Origin of the sequence: Mesorhizobium sp. M0184 (assembly GCF_040322215.1) — a bacterium.
In the GTDB taxonomy this organism is placed as follows: Bacteria; Pseudomonadota; Alphaproteobacteria; order Rhizobiales; family Rhizobiaceae; genus Mesorhizobium.
In genome coordinates, this window is the sequence record NZ_JAMYSZ010000031.1 from 1 (window position 1) to 17936 (window position 17936).

18 protein-coding genes are annotated in these 17936 nt (G+C 63.2%); 8 read left to right on the forward strand and 10 right to left on the reverse strand.

Annotated elements, in window-relative coordinates:
• A partial coding sequence (locus NKJ23_RS27705) for an OmpA family protein (protein ID WP_502897746.1) occupies positions 1–1823 on the forward strand: 1823 nt, incomplete at its 5' end.
• 239 nt (positions 1824–2062) lie between these two features.
• Positions 2063–2578 carry a TIGR00645 family protein gene (locus tag NKJ23_RS27710; protein ID WP_352683754.1) on the forward strand — a complete coding sequence of 172 codons (516 nt, stop codon included), beginning with the start codon at positions 2063–2065 and terminating at the stop codon, positions 2576–2578.
• Between the two features lie 54 nt (positions 2579–2632).
• Here the strand turns inward: NKJ23_RS27710 and NKJ23_RS27715 are convergent, their stop codons facing one another.
• The 3 genes from NKJ23_RS27715 to NKJ23_RS27725 all read right to left on the reverse strand — a co-directional run bounded on the left by NKJ23_RS27715 (position 2633) and on the right by NKJ23_RS27725 (position 5126).
• A complete protein-coding gene (locus tag NKJ23_RS27715; RefSeq protein WP_352683848.1) occupies positions 2633–3499 on the reverse strand; it encodes an SDR family oxidoreductase in 867 nt (288 codons plus the stop codon).
• Between the two features lie 114 nt (positions 3500–3613).
• Positions 3614–4249 carry a helix-turn-helix transcriptional regulator gene (locus NKJ23_RS27720; RefSeq protein ID WP_352623574.1) on the reverse strand — a complete coding sequence of 212 codons (636 nt, stop codon included), beginning with the start codon at positions 4247–4249 and terminating at the stop codon, positions 3614–3616.
• Positions 4250–4256: 7 nt separating this feature from the next.
• Entirely contained in the window at positions 4257–5126 is an 870-nt protein-coding gene (locus tag NKJ23_RS27725; RefSeq protein ID WP_352683757.1) for a S1C family serine protease, read from the reverse strand.
• A 169-nt stretch (positions 5127–5295) separates the two neighbouring features.
• Here NKJ23_RS27725 and NKJ23_RS27730 point away from each other — a divergent pair, with 169 nt between their 5' ends.
• Positions 5296–6255 (forward strand): S1C family serine protease, encoded by a 960-nt coding sequence (locus tag NKJ23_RS27730; RefSeq protein WP_352683759.1) that lies wholly within the window; start codon positions 5296–5298, stop codon positions 6253–6255.
• Here the strand turns inward: NKJ23_RS27730 and NKJ23_RS27735 are convergent.
• The gene (locus tag NKJ23_RS27735) at positions 6252–6677 is read right to left on the reverse strand and encodes a VOC family protein (protein WP_352683760.1); all 426 of its coding nucleotides are present in this window, start codon (positions 6675–6677) and stop codon (positions 6252–6254) included. The genes NKJ23_RS27730 and NKJ23_RS27735 overlap by 4 nt on opposite strands.
• A 66-nt stretch (positions 6678–6743) precedes the next feature.
• Here NKJ23_RS27735 and NKJ23_RS27740 point away from each other — a divergent pair, with 66 nt between their 5' ends.
• A complete protein-coding gene (locus NKJ23_RS27740; RefSeq protein ID WP_352683762.1) occupies positions 6744–7370 on the forward strand; it encodes a TetR/AcrR family transcriptional regulator in 627 nt (208 codons plus the stop codon).
• Here NKJ23_RS27740 and NKJ23_RS27745 read toward each other — a convergent pair.
• Positions 7303–8259, reverse strand: coding sequence for a LysR family transcriptional regulator (locus NKJ23_RS27745; RefSeq protein ID WP_352683764.1), 957 nt, complete (start codon positions 8257–8259; stop codon positions 7303–7305). The genes NKJ23_RS27740 and NKJ23_RS27745 overlap by 68 nt on opposite strands.
• Before the next feature lie 110 nt (positions 8260–8369).
• On the opposite strand from NKJ23_RS27745, the gene NKJ23_RS27750 reads away from it, so the two are divergent.
• The 3 genes from NKJ23_RS27750 (at position 8370) to NKJ23_RS27760 (ending at position 13101) form a co-directional block, all read left to right on the forward strand.
• Entirely contained in the window at positions 8370–9014 is a 645-nt protein-coding gene (locus tag NKJ23_RS27750; RefSeq protein ID WP_352623566.1) for an FMN-dependent NADH-azoreductase, read from the forward strand.
• A gap of 131 nt (positions 9015–9145) precedes the next feature.
• Positions 9146–10528 (forward strand): 3' terminal RNA ribose 2'-O-methyltransferase Hen1, encoded by a 1383-nt coding sequence (locus tag NKJ23_RS27755; protein WP_352683766.1) that lies wholly within the window; start codon positions 9146–9148, stop codon positions 10526–10528.
• Positions 10525–13101, forward strand: coding sequence for a polynucleotide kinase-phosphatase (locus NKJ23_RS27760; RefSeq protein ID WP_352683768.1), 2577 nt, complete (start codon positions 10525–10527; stop codon positions 13099–13101). The genes NKJ23_RS27755 and NKJ23_RS27760 overlap by 4 nt, the downstream gene beginning before the upstream one ends.
• An 8-nt stretch (positions 13102–13109) precedes the next feature.
• On the opposite strand, the gene NKJ23_RS27765 is transcribed toward NKJ23_RS27760, so the two are convergent.
• Positions 13110–13400 carry an HlyU family transcriptional regulator gene (locus tag NKJ23_RS27765; protein ID WP_023678291.1) on the reverse strand — a complete coding sequence of 97 codons (291 nt, stop codon included), beginning with the start codon at positions 13398–13400 and terminating at the stop codon, positions 13110–13112.
• Between the two features lie 113 nt (positions 13401–13513).
• The gene (locus NKJ23_RS27770; protein ID WP_352683770.1) at positions 13514–14194 is read right to left on the reverse strand and encodes a PadR family transcriptional regulator; all 681 of its coding nucleotides are present in this window, start codon (positions 14192–14194) and stop codon (positions 13514–13516) included.
• A gap of 270 nt (positions 14195–14464) precedes the next feature.
• Here NKJ23_RS27770 and NKJ23_RS27775 point away from each other — a divergent pair, with 270 nt between their 5' ends.
• Entirely contained in the window at positions 14465–14722 is a 258-nt protein-coding gene (locus NKJ23_RS27775; RefSeq protein ID WP_352683771.1) for a DUF2798 domain-containing protein, read from the forward strand.
• Between the two features lie 63 nt (positions 14723–14785).
• On the opposite strand, the gene NKJ23_RS27780 is transcribed toward NKJ23_RS27775, so the two are convergent.
• The 3 genes from NKJ23_RS27780 to rpoD all read right to left on the reverse strand — a co-directional run bounded on the left by NKJ23_RS27780 (position 14786) and on the right by rpoD (position 17899).
• Positions 14786–15166 carry a thiol-disulfide oxidoreductase DCC family protein gene (locus NKJ23_RS27780; RefSeq protein ID WP_352450721.1) on the reverse strand — a complete coding sequence of 127 codons (381 nt, stop codon included), beginning with the start codon at positions 15164–15166 and terminating at the stop codon, positions 14786–14788.
• 210 nt (positions 15167–15376) lie between these two features.
• On the reverse strand, positions 15377–15670 hold the full coding sequence (locus NKJ23_RS27785) for a GYD domain-containing protein (RefSeq protein WP_352450720.1): 294 nt from the start codon (positions 15668–15670) through the stop codon (positions 15377–15379).
• Positions 15671–15877: 207 nt separating this feature from the next.
• The gene (gene rpoD, locus NKJ23_RS27790; protein ID WP_352683773.1) at positions 15878–17899 is read right to left on the reverse strand and encodes an RNA polymerase sigma factor RpoD; all 2022 of its coding nucleotides are present in this window, start codon (positions 17897–17899) and stop codon (positions 15878–15880) included.
• Between the last annotated feature and the right edge of the window lie 37 nt (positions 17900–17936).

A 17936-nucleotide genomic window follows, 5' to 3' on the forward strand; every position in this document is an offset into this window, starting at 1 on the left:
CTCCAGCCGAGTCCGAGCAACCCCGCAAGAAGCGGCGCAATCAGCAGCAGCAAACAGAATCCGCTCCGGCCGAGCAGATCGCTCCAGCCGAGTCCGAGCAACCCCGCAAGAAGCGGCGCAATCAGCAGCAGCAAACAGAATCCGCTCCGGCCGAGCAGATCGCTCCGGCCGAGTCCGAGCAACCCCGCAAGAAGCGGCGCAATCGGCAGCAGATCGAAGCGGCCCCATCGGAACAACCGGCCGAGCAGGCAGCGCCGGCAAACGACAACCAGCCCAACGTCAATCCGCGCAAGAAGAAGCAAAAACAGAACCAGCAGATCGAGGCTGCCCCGGCAGAACAGGCTCCGACTGTCGAGCCCGGACAAAAGCCGGGCAAGCGCAAGAAGCCTGCTGAATTGACCGGACCCGCCACGGAGGCGGAAGGCCAGCCGGCGCCGACCAATAAGGAAGCGACCCCACAGGCCCAACCGGCTCCGACCGAGCAGCAGGCCGCTCCCGTCCAGGGCGAACAGCCCCAGGACAAGATCAAGAAACGTGGCAAGAGGCCTGTCGGCGAACAGCCGGTGACAGGAGAGCAACAGCCCTCGACCGGCGAACAGCCTTCGACTGGCCAGGCCGCGCCTGTCCAGGGTGAAAATCCGGTCCAGGGTGAAGCCCAGGCCAATCCGAACGAGGCACCTGTTCTGGACAGCCAGAAGGATGTCTTGCGCAAGCGCAAGGGTGGCAAGGAGCGCGGCCAAAATGCCGGTAAGCAGCAGGGCAACCAGCCCGCCCAGCAGGGCGAGAACCAGGTGGAAGCCCCGAAGCCGGCTCCGGTCGATCAGGGGCCGCCGCCCACCGACGACCGGGCAGCCCAGCGGGAGATCAAGCCTGAAAAGATCGTTCCGGTGACCGAGGAAAAAGGCAAGCGCGTCGAGCGTGCGCCGGACATCGAGGATGTTCGTCGTCGTCCGCGCCCCCAGGGTGCCAACGTCGTCAGGGAATTCGGCGACCGCGTCATCCTCCAGTTCAACAACCAGACGTTCGTCGAAAGCAGCGATGCACCGCGCATGCACCGCGGCGCCAGGAATGTCTATTATGAGGACCTGTCGGGCGATCGCACCCGGGAAATCGTCGAGCGTGACAATGGTGTCCGGATCGTCACCATCCGCAACCGCTACGGCGACGTCATCCAGCGTTCACGCATCGCGCCCGACGGCCGCGAATATGTGCTGAGCTATGTCGACGAGCGGAACTATGACGATGATGCAGACTGGCGCGACCCGGGCGACGACCTGCCGCCGATGCGCCTTACCATCCCGCAAGAGGAATACATTCTGGATTCCGAAGAGGTCGAGGATCCGGACGACTACTACACCTTCCTCGAACGGCCGCCGGTCGAGAGGGTCCAGCGCCTCTATTCGATCGACGAGGTCAAGCGCTCGGCCCGCGTGCGCGACATCGCCCGCCGCATCGACCTCGACACGCTCAACTTCGAATTCGGTTCGGCCTCGATTTCCGACACCGAGGTCCAGAAGCTGGAGGGTGTTGCCAACGCCATGGACAAGCTGCTGAAGAAAAACCCGGCCGAGAGCTTCCTGATCGAGGGCCATACCGACGCTGTCGGCACACCGGAAGCGAACCTTGCTCTGTCCGACCGCCGCGCCGAGGCGGTCGCCGAAGCCTTGACCAACGCCTTTGGCATCCCGCCGGAGAACCTGACGACGCAGGGCTATGGCGAGGAGTATCTCAAGGTCAACACGTCGGGACCCAACCGCGAGAACCGCCGCGTCGCCATCCGCCGGATTACCCCCCTGGTAGCGCCGGTGGCCAGCGCCCAATAAACCGCAATGTGAACCGCGCGATTTGATCAACCATTGAATCGCGCGGTCATCAATCTTGAAACGCGCGGTTACCCATCCCAGATTCTGGAAAGGGCGTTCCCTGCCCTGTCCCGACTCCAGCGGGACACACGAGCCCCGCCGGTTCCCCTCCCCGGCGGGGTTTCGTTTTTTTGAAACCTTGCAAACCGCCGCAGCCTGCCCGAAATACGGCGCTCCGACAACGGAGCCCGAATCGCCGCATGAAGCGCCTCGAACTCGCCATCGAATCGATCATTCTCGCCTCGCGCTGGCTGCTGGTCGCCTTCTATCTCGGACTGGGTGCGGCACTTGCCATCTATGCCGTGTCCTTCGGCAAGAAGCTGTTCGAGTTCGTCTCCGTCGCCTTCACGCTCGATGACACCGACACCATCCTGAAAATACTCGGCCTCATCGATGCCGCGCTGGTCGCCTCACTGGTGGTGATGGTGATCATCTCGGGTTACGAAAACTTCGTCAGCCGCTTCGATGAAAATGACGGCAAGGTGCATTGGCTGGGCACGATCGATGTCGGCTCTCTGAAGGTCAAGGTCGCCTCGACAATCGTAGCGATCTCCTCGATCCACCTCTTGCAGGTGTTCCTGAACTCGGTCTCCTACACGACCGACCAGCTGATGTGGCTGACCATCATTCATCTGGCCTTCGTTCTGTCGGCACTGATGCTTGCCTATATCGACCGGCTGATGGGTCTTGGCAAAGCCAAGAAAGCCGGGGAGTGAGCACGCGTCTGTGCCGGTCTTTTGAGAGATACTTCTGTAGCGAGATACTTTCCGTCAGTAGATACCTTTGATTTTGGTATCCGACCGGCCGAACACCTCGTCCGGCACAAAAAAGTCGGCGGCGAGCGGGCCTGTCGCACCCGGCGCATAGGCCGAGAAATCGCTGACGCCCTCAGCGCGCAGCACTTCTTCGTCAATGTAGAAATTGCCGGTCGCTTCACGCGACGGCCTGACCAGGATGGCGTATGCCGCATCGGCCATGATGTCGGGCGAACGGCTCATCGCCGCCACCGTCGCCCCGCCCAGGAGGTTACGCACCGCCGCGGTGTCGATGGTCGAGATCGGCCATAGCGAATTGACCGCAATGCCATCCCTGGCGAACTCGGCGCTCATGCCCAGCGTGCACATCGACATGCCGAACTTCGCCATCGTGTAGGCGACATGGTTCTTGAACCACTTGGCCTTCATGTCGAGCGGCGGCGCCAGATTCAAGATGTGAGGATTTTCCGCCAACCTCAAGTGCGGAATGCACATTTTGGAGACGAGAAAAGTGCCGCGCGCGTTTATCTGGTGCATCAGATCGTAGCGCTTCATATCAGTCTCCAGCGTGCCGGTGAGTTGGATGGCACTGGCGTTGTTGACGCAGATATCGATGCCGCCGAACCTCTCCACGGTCTTGGCGACCGCTTCGGCGACCTGTTCTTCATCCCGAATGTCGCACAGCACCGGCAGCGCCTTGCCGCCGGCCTGCTCGATCTCGTGCGCCGCTGTGTAGATCGTCCCGGGCAGCTTCGGATGCGGCTCGGCGGTCTTGGCCGCGATCGTCACATTGGCGCCATCGCGCGCGGCGCGCAGCGCAATCGCCAGCCCGATGCCGCGCGACCCGCCGGAGATGAAAAGCGTCTTTCCCTTGAGCGACATCCTTGCGCCTTCCTGCAACATGAAAGACACGATCCTTGCGCGGCTGAGAACCGCCGCGCAAGGCCCAACACACCGCATGCGGGTTACGCTGCGTCGGCCTTGAGACAATCTGAGCTAGACCAGCACCAGGCCCTGCCGCATGGCGATGGCAATCGCATCGGTGCGGTTGGCGGCACCGAGCTTCGTCAGAATCGCTGCGACATGGAACTTCGCCGTATGCACGGAGATGTTCAGCCGCCGCGCGATGACCTTGTTGGGGGCGCCCTCGGCCAGCAGCGCCAGCACCTCGCCTTCCCGCGGCGAAAGCGTCGGCCGGACGATATGCTCGTCAGTCGGTTCCTCTTCGAACCGGTCGCTGTCATGGAAGATCAAATCGTGATGCCGATCGGATAGAGCATGGCTGTCGCGCGAAATCCGGTAGCCCGCAGCCGCGAGCCGCGCGGCGGCGGCGATCAGCAACTCGTCCGCTTGCACCGGCAGCACGGCAAACACTGTATCGGCCGGCCGTTCGCGGGCCGCTCGCGACGATAGCAGCACGCGAGGCATAGCCGCGTCGACGAGCCCGCCTTGTAGCCCATGATCACCGACGATGGCGACATCCGCCGCCTCACGCCCGTCGACTTCGCCGGCCAGAACCGGCCGCAGATCATCGGTCGCGGCGAGAGCCGCAGACAGACTTCGTGCGCGCTCGGCGTCACCGAGCGCGATCAGCACCGTCAGCCGTCTGCCAGCGACCTCACCGCTTACCATCAATCCCTCAGCTCAGTGGTTTTTCACCGATGGTCAGGGAAACCTCACGATTCTCGCCGCCGCGCACCACGCCGAGTGTCACCAAGGCACCGGCGCTGTCCGGCCCGAGCTTGCGGATCAGCTCGCGCGGCCCATGCACCGTCTCTGCGTTCCACGACACGATGATGTCGCCGAGACTGAGACCGGCTGCTTTCGCCGGCCCATTATCGTCGAGGCTCATCACCATGGCGCCCTGTGTATCACCATTGCGGACCGGATGCAGGCCGGCGCCAAGATAGCCGCGCGCCACATGACCCTTCTCGCGCAGCGTCGTGACTGCCCGCTCGATCGTTTCGTAAGGCATGACCAGCGCCCGCCGGCGTGGCCCGAACAGCAGCATGCCGATCAGTCCACCCTTGGCGTCGAGCACAGGGCCACCCTCGAAACGGCCGCCGGCATTGACGGCAAGATTGATGCGCCGGTCGATCGTGCCGCCGCGCATTGAACGCCAGGCCGGGCCGACCTCGCCGACCGTACCGAAGGTAGCGAGCGAGGTGCCGTCGCTATTGCCCGCCACGACCGCCAGGTTGCCCGGCCGCACCGCATCCGCCTTTACCAGTGACGGGGCGCCCGGCGCGCCGGCCGGTTTCAAAACGGCCGTGCCGGTGGACGGGTCGCGGCCGACCAGTTCCGCCTTGATGGCTTCGCCCGAAGAAAACGTCAGCTCGATCTCCTCGCCGGCCTCGACCGCCTCCTCGGCAGTGACGAAATAGCCGTCCCGCCAGTGGAAAGCAGTTGACGTCCGGTGGTGCGTCGCGAAGCTGGCCGTCGCTGGTGCCGCGGCTGCCGCGATGTCGGCAATGGCGTCGGAAAACGTGCTCAGATTGAAATCGCTCATGATTTATCTCCTGGGTTCTTCGTGACCCAGATATCGCCCGGCAGGGCGATGGCGGATACTCGCCTGACGGCTAGTTGGGCATTTGACTGGCCATCTGGTCAGGTCGCGGCCGGTCCGGCCGCTCCGCACATATAGGCATTGTTCATCTTGTTCCAAACGGAGCCCTCGGATGGCCCTGCCCGCCCAGCAATTGCAATATGACGATGCCCTTCTCGATGCCTATTCGGCGACGGTCGCCGATGCCGTCGACCGCATCGGGCCCGCCGTCTGCCGCATCGAGCGCATCGAGCGCATCGGTGGCCCGGGTGGCCATGGCTCCGGCTTCGTCATCGCGCAGGACGGGCTGGTCGTCACCAACTTCCACGTCGTCGGCGATGCGCGCAGCGTGCGCGTGTCAATGCCGGACGGCGCCTCCAGGGAAGGCCGCGTGCTCGGCCGCGATCCCGACACCGACATTGCGCTGGTGCGCGCCGACGGCAACTTTGCCGACGTTGCGCCGCTTGGCGATTCCAAGCGTCTGAGGCGCGGCCAGATCGCCATTGCCATCGGCAACCCGCTCGGCTTCGAATGGACCGTCACCACCGGCGTCGTCTCGGCACTCGGCCGCTCGATGCGTGCTTCCACCGGCCGGCTGATCGACGACGTCATCCAGACCGACGCCGCGCTCAACCCCGGCAATTCCGGCGGACCGCTGGTGTCCTCGGCTGGCGAGGTGATCGGCGTTAACACCGCGATGATCCACGGTGCGCAAGGCATCGCCTTCGCGGTCGCCTCCAACACCGCCAATTTCGTCATCTCGGAAATCATCCGCTTCGGCCGTGTGCGCCGTGCCTTCATCGGCGTTTCCGCCGACACCACCAACCTGCCGCGCCGCGCAGCCCTTTTGTCGCAAGTGTCGAGCAGCACGGCGGTGCGCCTGCGCACCGTCGAAAAGAACAGCCCGGCGGCCAAAGCCGGCCTCAGGGAAGGCGACATTATTGCCGCCATCGACGGCCGCCCGGTCACCGGCGTCGACAATCTGGTGCGCATGCTCGACGCCGAGCGCATCGGCAGCGAGACACTGTGCACGGTGGTGCGCCGCTCCGGCATTACTCAGGTCACCGTGATGCCGTTGGCGCGGGCGAGTTAGCGCGCCGCAGCACCCTGCGCATATTGCGCCATAAATTCTGGGCTCGGCGGGATCGGCCTGATCACGTCGATCAGCACGCCGTTGGGATCCCTGGTGATGAAATGGCGCTGGCCGAAGGGTTCGTCGCGCAGCGTTCGCAGGATCGGCAGGCCAGCGGCGGTGATCCGCTCATAGATGGCATCCGGATCCCTGACCTCGAAATTGATCAGCAGGCCAGATGTGCGGCCCCGCCCTTCCTCCGGGATCGTCTCATGATCGCCCTGGACGATGCCGAGGTTGACGCGACGGTCTTCGGCCGAGCGCAGATGCACGTACCAGTCGGCCTCAAACAGCGGCTTGAAGCCGAAATGCGCAACATAAAAGGCTGCCGTGCCGGCAACGTCGCTCGTCATCAGCACCGGATAATAGCTCGTCGTCCTCATCTTTCCTTCTCCCGGCAAATAACATACAGTCTGCATGTAAATGGCAATAACATACAGGCTGCATGTATGCAACAAGGATCCGCTCGTCGCTCCAACCGTGATCGCACCGCGGCGACACGCGCCGAGCTCATCGCCGCGGCTCGCAAACTGTTCACCGAAAAGTCCTATGCCGAGACCGGCACACCCGAGATCGTCGCCGCTGCCAGCGTCACGCGCGGCGCGCTCTATCATCACTTTGCCGACAAGCAGGCGTTGTTTGCCGCTGTGGTCGAACAGGAGGCGCAAGCCGTCTCGGAAGAGATCGAACGCGCGTCGCCGCCTTCGCTATTTGCCCGCGATGCGCTGATTGCCGGCTCGGATGCCTATCTGGCTGCCATGCGTGCCCCCGGCCGTACGCGGCTCTTGCTGCTTGATGGCCCGGCCCTGCTCGGCCGCGCCGCCATGGATGCGATCGACAATCGCCATGGCAACCGTTCGCTGCGCGAAGGCCTTGTTGCCGCGATGCGCTCGCACTCCACGACGAGACTGCCTGTGGAAGCACTGACCGCTTTGCTCGCTGCCGCCTTCGACCGCGCAGCGCTCGCCATCGAAACTGGAGCATCGATCGAGGACTATCGCGCCGTTCTCATAGCGCTGATCGACGGCCTGTCTCCGGCTCCTCCTCAGGCACCTCACCCGGTTCGAACTCGTTGAAACAGCCTAGCTGGCGCTTGAACTGGTCGATCAGCCAGGCGGCCGCCGGTTTTGGGCTGCGATCGGCGCGGTGCATGGCATAGAGCGGCGAGCGGACTTCGCTGTAAGGCTCGAGATCGAGTTCGACGAGCCGGCCGGTCGCCAGATCATCGGCAATCAGCCATCGCGGCAGCCCGCCCCAGCCCAGCCCCTCGCGCATCAGCACGTGCTTGGTGCGCACATCCGTCAGCCGCCAGGTGCGGTAGGCGAAGACGCCATAGTCACGCCCGCGCGTACGCTCGGACTGGTCCGAGACGACCAGTTGGATGTGTTCGCGGACATCCTCTAGCGCCACTGGCCTCGGCAGCAGCGCCAGAGGGTGATCAGGCGCTGCGGCTGGCACCAGGGAGAAGAAGCCGATGCGAAGCAGATTCACGTCCGTCTCACCCAGAAGCCCCCCGATGCCGAGATCGGCCTGTCCGCCGACAACATGATCGAGGATAAGGCCAAGCGAGCCGATATGGAGACGCAGCGTCACGGCCGGGAACTGCGCCTCGAATGCCTTTAGCACCCGAACCAGCACCGGCGACGGTAGCGTCACGTCGACCGACAGCGTAACTTCCGCCTCCAATCCCTGCCGGTATCCGTCGACACGCGAGCGGATGCGTTGCAGCACGCCGACCATGCGCCGCGCATCTTCCAGCGTCGCCTTGCCGACATCGGTCAGTTGCGGTTCACGCGTGCCCTCGCGCTCGAACAGCTTCAGCCCGAGCTGCGCTTCGAGGTTGGCGATGGCGTAGCTGATCACCGATTGCGCGCGATTCAATTTGCGCCCGGCGGCCGAGAAGCTGCCGGTCTCGGCCACAGCAACCAGGATCTGCAGTTGGTCAAGCGTCGGGTTCGGTTGCATCGTTCAATCCACATTTTAGATGGATAATATGCAAAATATACCAGTTTTTCAAATGGGTCTGCGCACACATATTTGCCAAGAGATTTTAATCCAACACTGGAGACCCCATTATGTCCATCCTTCTTGTCACATCGAGCCCGCGCGGCGCTGCCTCGCACTCGACCCGAATTGCTACTGAATTCGCTGAAAAGCTTGTTGCCGCCGATCCGTCGAACACGCTTGTCGTGCGCGACCTCGTCGCCAATCCGTTGCCGCACATCGATGCCGATTATGCGACCGGCATCTACACGCTGGCCGAAGCGCGGACCTCACGCCAGGCTGAAGTCGTTGGCGTCTCCGATGTCGTGCTGGATGAACTGTTCGCGGCCGATACGGTGATTCTCGCCACCGGCTTCATCAACTTCAACATCTCCTCGACGCTGAAGTCCTGGGTCGATCACATTGCCCGTTCCGGCAAGAGCTTTGCCTATGGCGAGAACGGCCCCAAGGGGCTCGTCACCGGCAAGAAGGTCTACATCGTACTGGCTTCGGGCGGCATCTATTCCGAAGGTGCGGCCGTGCAGTTCGATCACGCCATTCCCTACCTGCGCAGCGTGCTTGGCTTCCTCGGCATGACCGATGTCGAGGTCATCCGCATCGAAGGGGTCGGCATGGGCGCCGATGCGGTGGCAGCAGCGCTGGCCAAGGCCTCGACCAGGGTCGACGCCATTGTGGCCGCGACCGGAAATGCCGAGCGCGTGGCCACCGCGGCATAAAGCGTCAGCATCGTCTGAATTGTACAAGGGCAGGCGCCGGCGCCTGCCCTTGTTGTCGTTGGCGACAACCTATTGTGGTGGGCCACACAACCGCCATTGGTTATTCCGCTTGTCTGCGCTATCGGTCGCGGATGTTCCTTTCCGTTGCCACAACGCACCGTCCGGCCACCGATCTCGGTTTCTTGCTGCACAAGCATCCGGATCGCCTGCACGAGACCGACCTGTCTTTCGGCAAGGCGTGGCTGTTCTATCCCGAGGCAACCGAAGACCGTTGCGAGGCTGCACTCCTGCTCGATGTCGATCCTGTGGGACTGGTGCGGGGCAAGGGCCAGGCAGAAGGCCTGCTCGACCAATATGTGAACGACCGGCCTTACGCAGCATCATCCTTCCTGTCGGTGGCGCTGAACAAAATGCTGCGGACGGCGATGACCGGTATATTGAAGGAGCGCCAGGAACTGGCCGACAGCGAACTGCCGCTGGAAGCCGTGGTTACTCCACTGCCAATGCGCGGCGGTGAGGTTCTGGTTCGAAGTTTGTTCGAACCCATGGGCTGGACAGTCGATCTGACGCCAATCGAAGGAAACGGGGGTGCTGCAGGCGAGCCCCGATATGGCCATCTGAAGCTGACTGGCACGGGCCGACTCAGCGCCTTGTTGAACCACCTCTATGTGCTGATCCCGGTGATGGACGATGCCAAGCATTACTGGGTCGGCGAAGCAGAGATCGACAAGCTGCTGTCCAAAGGCGAAGGCTGGCTGGAAAACCATCCGGCCAAAGACCTGATCGTGCGCCGCTATCTTGGCTATCGCAGGGCCTTGACCCGCATCGCCCTGGAGCGGCTGGCTCCCGAGACGGCTGGCGAGGCACAACCTGCCGAGTTGCGCGTCACGCCCGAGGAAGCGCTTGAGACGCCTATCCGGCTCAACGATCTGCGCATGGACGCAGTTGTCCACGCCATTCGGGCGACGGGAGGAACCACGGTTGCGGACCTGGGATGCGGTGAAGGCAAGCTGCTCGACAGGCTGGTGCGCGAGCGATGGATCCATAAGCTGTTCGGTCTGGATCCGGCGGCGCGCGAACTGGAATGGGCCGCAAAGCGTCTCAAGCTGAACGAATTAGGCGGGCCGCCCGAGGGCCGGGTCACGCTGCTGCATGGATCGCTGACCTACCGGGACAGCCGTTGGGCCGCAGCCGACGTCGCCGTTCTGGTCGAGGTCATCGAGCATCTCGACGAGGACAGGCTGCCCCTGGTCGAACGCATCGTTTTCGGTGAGACGGCGCCCAAATCCGTCATCGTGACCACTCCGAATGCGGACTACAACGCTCTGTTTCCAAGACTGGTCCCTGGCGCATTTCGCCATCCCGATCACCGTTTCGAATGGAGCCGGGCTCAGTTCCAAGCCTGGGCGGCCAAAATCGGCGAGATCTATGGCTATGCAGCCACCTTCAGCGGTATCGGAGCCGAGGACCCGACCCTCGGCGCCCCCACACAGATGGCGGTGTTCACCCGATGAGAGAACCCGATAAGACCAACCTCACCATTCCTGACTTCGCCCTCGTCGTGCTGATCGGCTCGACCGGATCGGGCAAGTCGACTTTCGCCACCAAGCATTTCCTGACGACCGAGATTATCTCCTCGGACCAGTGCCGGGCGCTGATCTCCGACGACGAAACCGACCAGGACGTCTCTGCGGATGCCTTCGATCTGGTTCGCGAAATAGCCGGCAAGCGGCTCAAACACCGCAGGCTGGCCGTCATCGACGCCACCAATGTGCGAGCCGCCGACCGCAAGCCCTGGATTGAGCTGGCGCGCAAGTGGCACGCTTTGCCCGTCGCCGTGGTCCTCGATCCAGGCGTCGAGGTGTGCGTCGCACGCAATGCGGTGCGAGCCGACCGGCAGTTCGGCGCCGGGGTCGCCCAGCGCATGACAACCGAGATCCGCAAGGGTCTTGGCGGCCTCCAACGCGAGGGCTTCCGCCAAGTCTGGAAGCTTACCAGCGAGGCCAGCATCGACGCGGCCGAGGTGTCGCGACAGCCGCTGTGGACCGATAAGCGCGACGACCATGGCCCGTTCGATATCATTGGCGACATCCACGGCTGTTCGGATGAGCTTCATATCCTGCTCGCTCGATTGGGCTACTGCGTCGTCTGGTCTGAGCATCAGGGCGACCGAACGGTCACCGTGGTCCCACCAGAGGGCCGCAAGATCGTCTTTGTCGGCGACCTCGTCGATCGCGGCCCCAACTCGCCCGACGTGCTCCGCATTGCCATGAGCATGGTCGCGGCTGGAACCGCATACTGTGTCCAGGGCAACCATGAACGCAAACTCAGCCGCTGGCTAGAAGGCCGCAAGGTCACGGTCGCTCACGGCCTCCAGCAGACTGTCGATCAGCTAAGTGCACAGGACCGAGGCCTGCGCGAGGCGCTGCCGGCCTTTCTCGACGCCCTGCGCAGCCATGTCTGGCTCGATGGCGGAGGCCTCGCCGTCGCCCATGCCGGCCTCAAGGAAGAGATGATCGGACGCGGTTCCGGCGCTGTGCGCGAGTTCGCTCTGTACGGCGAGACCACAGGCGAGACCGACGAGTTCGGGCTGCCCGTCCGTGCCGACTGGGCTGCGGCCTATCGTGGCAAGACGGCCATTATCTATGGACATACGCCCACGCTATCGGCCGAATGGGTCAACAACACCCTGTGCATCGACACCGGATGCGTATTCGGCGGCAAGCTGACGGCCTTGCGCTGGCCGGAACGCGAACTGGTCGAGGTGCCGGCAATCCAGACCTGGTCGGAGCCGATACGTCCGCTGGGCGGGTCCGGTCCCGGTAAATCGGCACAGGCCGACGCCGACGGCGTGCTCGATTATCAGGATGTCTCCGGTCGCCGTTGGATCGAGACCGGACTGAGGGGCCGGATTGTCGTGGCCGAGGAGAACGCGTCGGCAGCACTGGAGGTGATGAGCCGCTTCGCGCTCTCGCCGCAATGGCTGATCTATCTGCCGCCGACCATGTCGCCGTCCGAGACCAGCAGCCAGGACGGCTGGCTGGAACGTCCGGAGGATGCCTTCGCTTACTTCCGCGAGCGCGGCGTTGCGCAGATCGTGTGCGAGGAGAAGCACATGGGTTCGCGGGCAGTGATCGCGCTCTGCCGGAACGCGCAGGCGGCACGCAGCCGCTTCGGGGTCCCTGGCGACGAAACCGGCGCAATCTGGACCCGCACCGGACGCTCCTTTTTCAACGACAGTGCCATGACGGAGGGCCTGCTCGCCCGTCTCCGCGCCGAGGTCGACACGGCGGATCTGTGGAAAGAATTGAACAGCGACTGGCTGCTGCTGGACGCCGAGATAATGCCTTGGTCGGCCAAAGCCGGCAGTCTGATCGAAAGCCAGTATGCGCCTGTGGCCACATCCTCTGCCGCCGGTCTCAAGGCCAGCAGCGAGGCGCTGGCCCGTGCGATGGCGCGAGGCGTCGATGCAGCCGGCCTGAACGCACGCCTTGAAGACCGGGCCGTCCGCGCAGCCAAATACGCCACCGCCTGGGCGCCCTACGTATGGCCGGTTTCGGGCGTCGAGGACCTTAAGGCCGCGCCTTTCCACCTGCTGGCCAGCGAGGGACGTGTTTGGTTTGACCAGGACCATGTCTGGCACATGTCGCTCGCGGACCGTCTGGCCGCCCGTGGCGGCGTGGTCACGCCGACTCGATGCCGTATGGTTGATCTGGCCGACGGCAGCGCGTGTGCCGAGGCCGTCGCCTGGTGGGAAGCGCTGACTGGCGTAGGCGGCGAAGGCATGGTGGTCAAACCACGCGACTTCGTCAGCCGTGGCAAGAAGGGGCTCATCCAGCCGGCGCTGAAGGTCCGCGGCCCGGAATATTTGCGCATCATCTATGGTCCCGAATATGACGCGCCCGACAATCTCGTCCGCCTCCGAGAACGCGGCCTGGCCGGCAAGCGCAGCCTGGCGCTCAGAGAGTTCGCGCTTGGCCACGAAGCGCTAACGCGATTTGTCGCCAAGCAGCCGCTACGCCGGGTTCACGAGTGTGTCTTCGCCGTGCTGGCGTTGGAAAGCGAGCCAATCGACCCAAGGCTGTAGTAGCCGATCTATCCGAAGATCTTCTCGCCTTGCTCGTCGACCAGCTGGATGCCCTTTTTGATCGAGATGTCGACAGCGTCATCAAGCCCGGCAAAGCGGTCGGCGCGGATGAATTTGTGCTCCTTCATCACGCCGTCGATCTCCTTCGAAACCACGCCGCAGGTCTGGTACTGGCCCTCCGCCTTGTAGGGCGTGGCGCTGATCAAAAATCCCTTGTGCTCGATCTGCTTTGCCGGCGCCGCTGTCTTTGGCTCGGCGGCTTCGTTGCCTCCGCCGAAAAGACGCTTCAGAAAAGACATGGGGTATCCTCCAACGGCAATCATCCTGCACTACATAGCGCGGTGCAGGATGATTTTCAGTACCGGTCCTTGGCCGAGCGGGCAAGGGCCGCAGCTGGCTTGGCAGCCAGAGATCAGTCGCGCGACAACGCTTCCAAGGCCTCTGCGGCAGCTTCCAATATGCTGATTGCCTCGGCCTGCTTTGCTTCAGGCGCATCGACGATCTCGCCGAGCGCGGCGCGCAGCCGGTGGCGCACGGCGCGAAACTCGTCGCGCTTTTCCGAGCGGCCGCGGCCGCGCCGGCCACCGTCGCCGTCATCGTTCCAGCCGAACCAGTCGCGCGCCTTCGCCATCTTGCGGCCGAAGCGCTCGAGATGTTCGAGCACGTGGTCGATCATCTCGCGATTTTCGTTGAGGTGCGCCTGCCCAGCCTCGGTGATTGAAAACACCTTCTTGTTGCCTTCCGCCGCAGAAACGGCGTAGCCGGCCTCTTCCAGGAAGGTCAGCGTCGGGTAGACCACGCCGGGGCTCGGGCTGTAGAAGCCGCTGGTGCGCTCCTCCAGCGCCTTGATGATGTCGTAGCCGTGCCGCGGCGCCTCGGCCAGCAGCGACAGCGTGATCAGCTTGAGGTCGCCGTCGGCCAGCATGCGCCCGGCGCGGAACATGTCGCCCGGCCCGCCGCGTCCGCCGCCTCTCATGCCATGCCCGAACGGGCCGAAGCCGCCGCGTCCGCCGAATTTGCCGGCCATATGCATGAAAACACGCTCGGCATGTTCGCCAAAACGATGACGCCCGAAATGATTGTCTTTGTGCATTGTCTGCTCCTTGAGTTATGTCTTACGATATATCTCACCTAAGTGCCCGCCACGGTTGAGTCAAGATATATCTTACGATATATCTGAAAATGGCACCAGCAGGATTGATTTCGCCAGCGAGGGCAGCTAGAGGGTGCATGAGGGCCGAAGGCCGCTCCGTAAGCGTCTGACGTGAAGCAACGCATCCACCCCGGTCGTTCCGGGCAGTTACGCCGACAATACCGGCGAATGGATGCAAGGCGACGAACCGGATGCTTCAGGGAAATCCAAATGACCATGAAAACCCCGCGCAGCAAGCTGCCTGCGCGCTATGCCGCCGTGCTCGGCCCGCTGGTGCTGTCGTTGCTGATGACGTTCATCGTGTCGTTCATCTCGACACTGAAAAGCCTTGGCTTCCAGCCTGACATGCTGGCCACCTGGCTGACGGCTTGGGGCCTGTCCTGGCTGGTGGCCTTTCCGACGCTGCTGCTGGTGCTGCCGGCGGTGCGCTGCATCATTGGCTGGCTTTGCGAGCCCGTGGCTCGATAGCAGGGCACGCGAAAGGCCTGGAAACAATCTCCGGACCTTTCGGTGCGGAGCGACTAATACCCGTTACCAGCGGCCTTTGCGCCGGTTCCAGGCATAGAGCAGATCGGCAAAGCGATCATAGCCATAGCGCGTCAACGGCAGTGCGCCGGGATTGCCGAACAGCGTTGCGAGCCAGCCTTCGCCGGGCGTCGTCCGCCATACAGCAATGGCAACATCGGCGCCGGCCAGCAATTTGCCGTCGGCGTCGATCGCATGCAGCCGGCGCCGGATGTCCTCCAGCCCGATGCCGTATCCGGCCAGCGCCGCCGGTTCGGCATTGATGTCGCGAAATTCGATCCGGCCGGCCTTGACCGCCTCGATCAGCCGCCGCTTCTGCCGGCTGATACCGGCATCACAGACCGGACAGCGCGTATTATACCAGACGGTCAGCAGAGGCTTGCTCATGTTTCGAAACGGCACCAGAGGACACGCACGGATTATCCGAGAAATGCCGTTGCGCCGCAACGTGACACGATACCGGCGGAATGGCCGGTTTCGCTGATCCAGGTCGCCCAAAGGGTACGCAGCGGTTTTGCGATAACGACATGCATAAAAAGAAGAGCTTAAAGCGCGTCGCAAAGGCCGTTCAGCGCGACGCGCTTCAGGCGCCGCGGCTCAGCCGAGCGAGGTGATGATCTCGCGATAGGCATCCTCCGGGAAAGCCTTGAGCGTCCGAGTCCTGACGTTGCCAGCCGTCGCCAGCATTAACGAGAAACGAGCCAGGACGGCATCGTCGGGCGCTTCGAGCACGGCCACCATGTCGCAATCCCCCATGGTGAGATAAAATGCCTTGAAGGACCCGCCCATGTCTCCCAACAGCTTCTTGGCGGCATCGAGCCGTTTCGGCGACTCGCGCACGTTTTTGGCGCCTTGCTCCGTCCAGTTGATCAGCACGATGTAAGTTGTCATGGCACACCTCCCTCCGGTGCCACGGAGCACGGCGTCCAACCGCCGGGGCGGGCATCCGGGTTTGTCGCCCAGAGAATGCGTCCGTCGCGGAATTATCCTCTCATAGGGCACGACCCGCAAGAGCGGCGCGTTCAATCGTGATCGCCTGTGCCCAAACGGAAAAGGGCGCCACCGGCGCCCTTGAAACTGCTCATCCGTCACCCGGCCTCAGCTGTCGAGGAAGCTTCTGAGCTTGCGCGACCGGCTCGGGTGCTTGAGCTTGCGCAGCGCCTTGGCTTCGATTTGGCGGATGCGCTCGCGGGTGACCGAGAATTGCTGGCCGACCTCTTCAAGCGTGTGGTCGGTGTTCATGCCGATACCGAAGCGCATTCTGAGCACGCGCTCTTCGCGCGGCGTCAGCGAGGCCAATACGCGCGTCGTCGTCTCGCGCAAATTGGCCTGGATCGCTGCGTCGATCGGCAGGATCGCCATCTTGTCCTCGATGAAGTCGCCAAGATGCGAATCCTCCTCGTCGCCGACCGGCGTTTCGAGCGAGATCGGCTCCTTGGCGATCTTCAGCACCTTGCGCACTTTTTCCAGCGGCATGGCGAGCTTTTCCGCCAGTTCTTCCGGCGTCGGCTCACGGCCGATCTCATGCAGCATCTGGCGCGAGGTGCGCACGATCTTGTTGATCGTCTCGATCATGTGCACCGGAATGCGGATGGTGCGCGCCTGGTCGGCGATCGAACGGGTGATCGCCTGCCGGATCCACCACGTCGCGTAGGTCGAGAACTTGTAGCCGCGGCGGTATTCGAATTTGTCGACCGCCTTCATCAGGCCGATATTGCCTTCCTGGATCAGGTCGAGGAACTGCAGGCCGCGATTGGTGTATTTCTTGGCGATGGAGATGACGAGGCGCAGATTGGCCTCGACCATTTCCTTCTTGGCGATCGCGGCTTCGCGCTCGCCCTTCTGCACCTGGTTGACGATCTTGCGGAATTCCTGGATCGAAATCGCCGTCTCGGTGGCGAGGTTCTGGATCTCGGCGCGCAGGTCGCGGATGGCGTCCTTCTCGTTCTTGGTGAATTCCTTCCAGCCGCGCGAAGTCAAATTGCCAATCGAGCGCGTCCAGTTGGGATCGAGCTCCGAGCCCTGATATTCCTTGAGGAATTCCTCGCGGCGCACGCCATAGCTTTCGGCCAGCCGCAACAGCTTGCCTTCGTTCTGCACCAGGCGCTTGTTGATGTCGTAGAGCTGCTCGACCAGCGCCTCGATGCGCGCCGTGTTCAAGGACAGCGACTTCACCGCCTTGATCAGCTGGTCCTTCAATTCCTTCAGCCGGCGGTCCTGGCTGGGCGACAGCGTGCCCGCGGCAGCCAGCCGGTTCTCGACCTGCTGGTCCTGCAGCTTGCGCAATTTCTTGTAGGTGTCGGCAATGACGTCGAGCGTCTCCATCACCTGCGGACGCAGTTCCGCTTCCATGGCCGCCAGCGACAGGCTCGCCTCGTCATCGTCTTCCTCGTCGTCGTCCACCAGGCCACGGGTGTCGCCGCCGACATTGGTGATGTCGTCCTCGTCCTCGCGCGAACGGCGCGACTTTTCCTCGATCTTGGCTTCCTCGATACGCTCGACAACCGGCGCCTGCTTGGCCTCCGGCCCGGCATAGGTCGCCTCGAGGTCGATGATCTCGCGCAGCAGGATCTTCGATTCGTTGAGCTCGTCACGCCAGATGATGATGGCCTGGAAAGTCAGCGGGCTTTCGCAAAGGCCCGCGATCATCGTCTCGCGGCCGGCCTCGATGCGCTTGGCGATCGCGATTTCGCCCTCGCGCGACAGAAGCTCGACTGAGCCCATCTCGCGCAGATACATGCGGACCGGATCGTCGGTTCGGTCGGTCGGCTCTTTCTTGGTCGTGGTGGCGGCGACGGCGGTGCCGGTCTGCTCGGCGAGCTCGTTGGCGTCTTCCTCGGCATCAGCGGCAGTGTCGGCGGCTTCGGGCTCCTCGCCCTGCTCGTCGTCCTCGACCACGTTGATGCCCATGTCGGAAAGCATGGCCATCGTGTCCTCGATCTGCTCGGAGGTCACTTCCTCCGAGGGCAGCACCGAATTCAGCTCGTCCATGGTGACATAACCGCGCTTCTTGGCGGCCTTGATCATCTTCTTGACAGCATCGTCGGAAAGGTCGAGCAGAGGGCCATCGGTCGCGGCCTCGCGTTCGGTCTCGACTTCTTCCTTTTCTTTTGTCGCCATAGTCTTTATTTTCTCCAAGCGGCTGAGTATCAAAGCC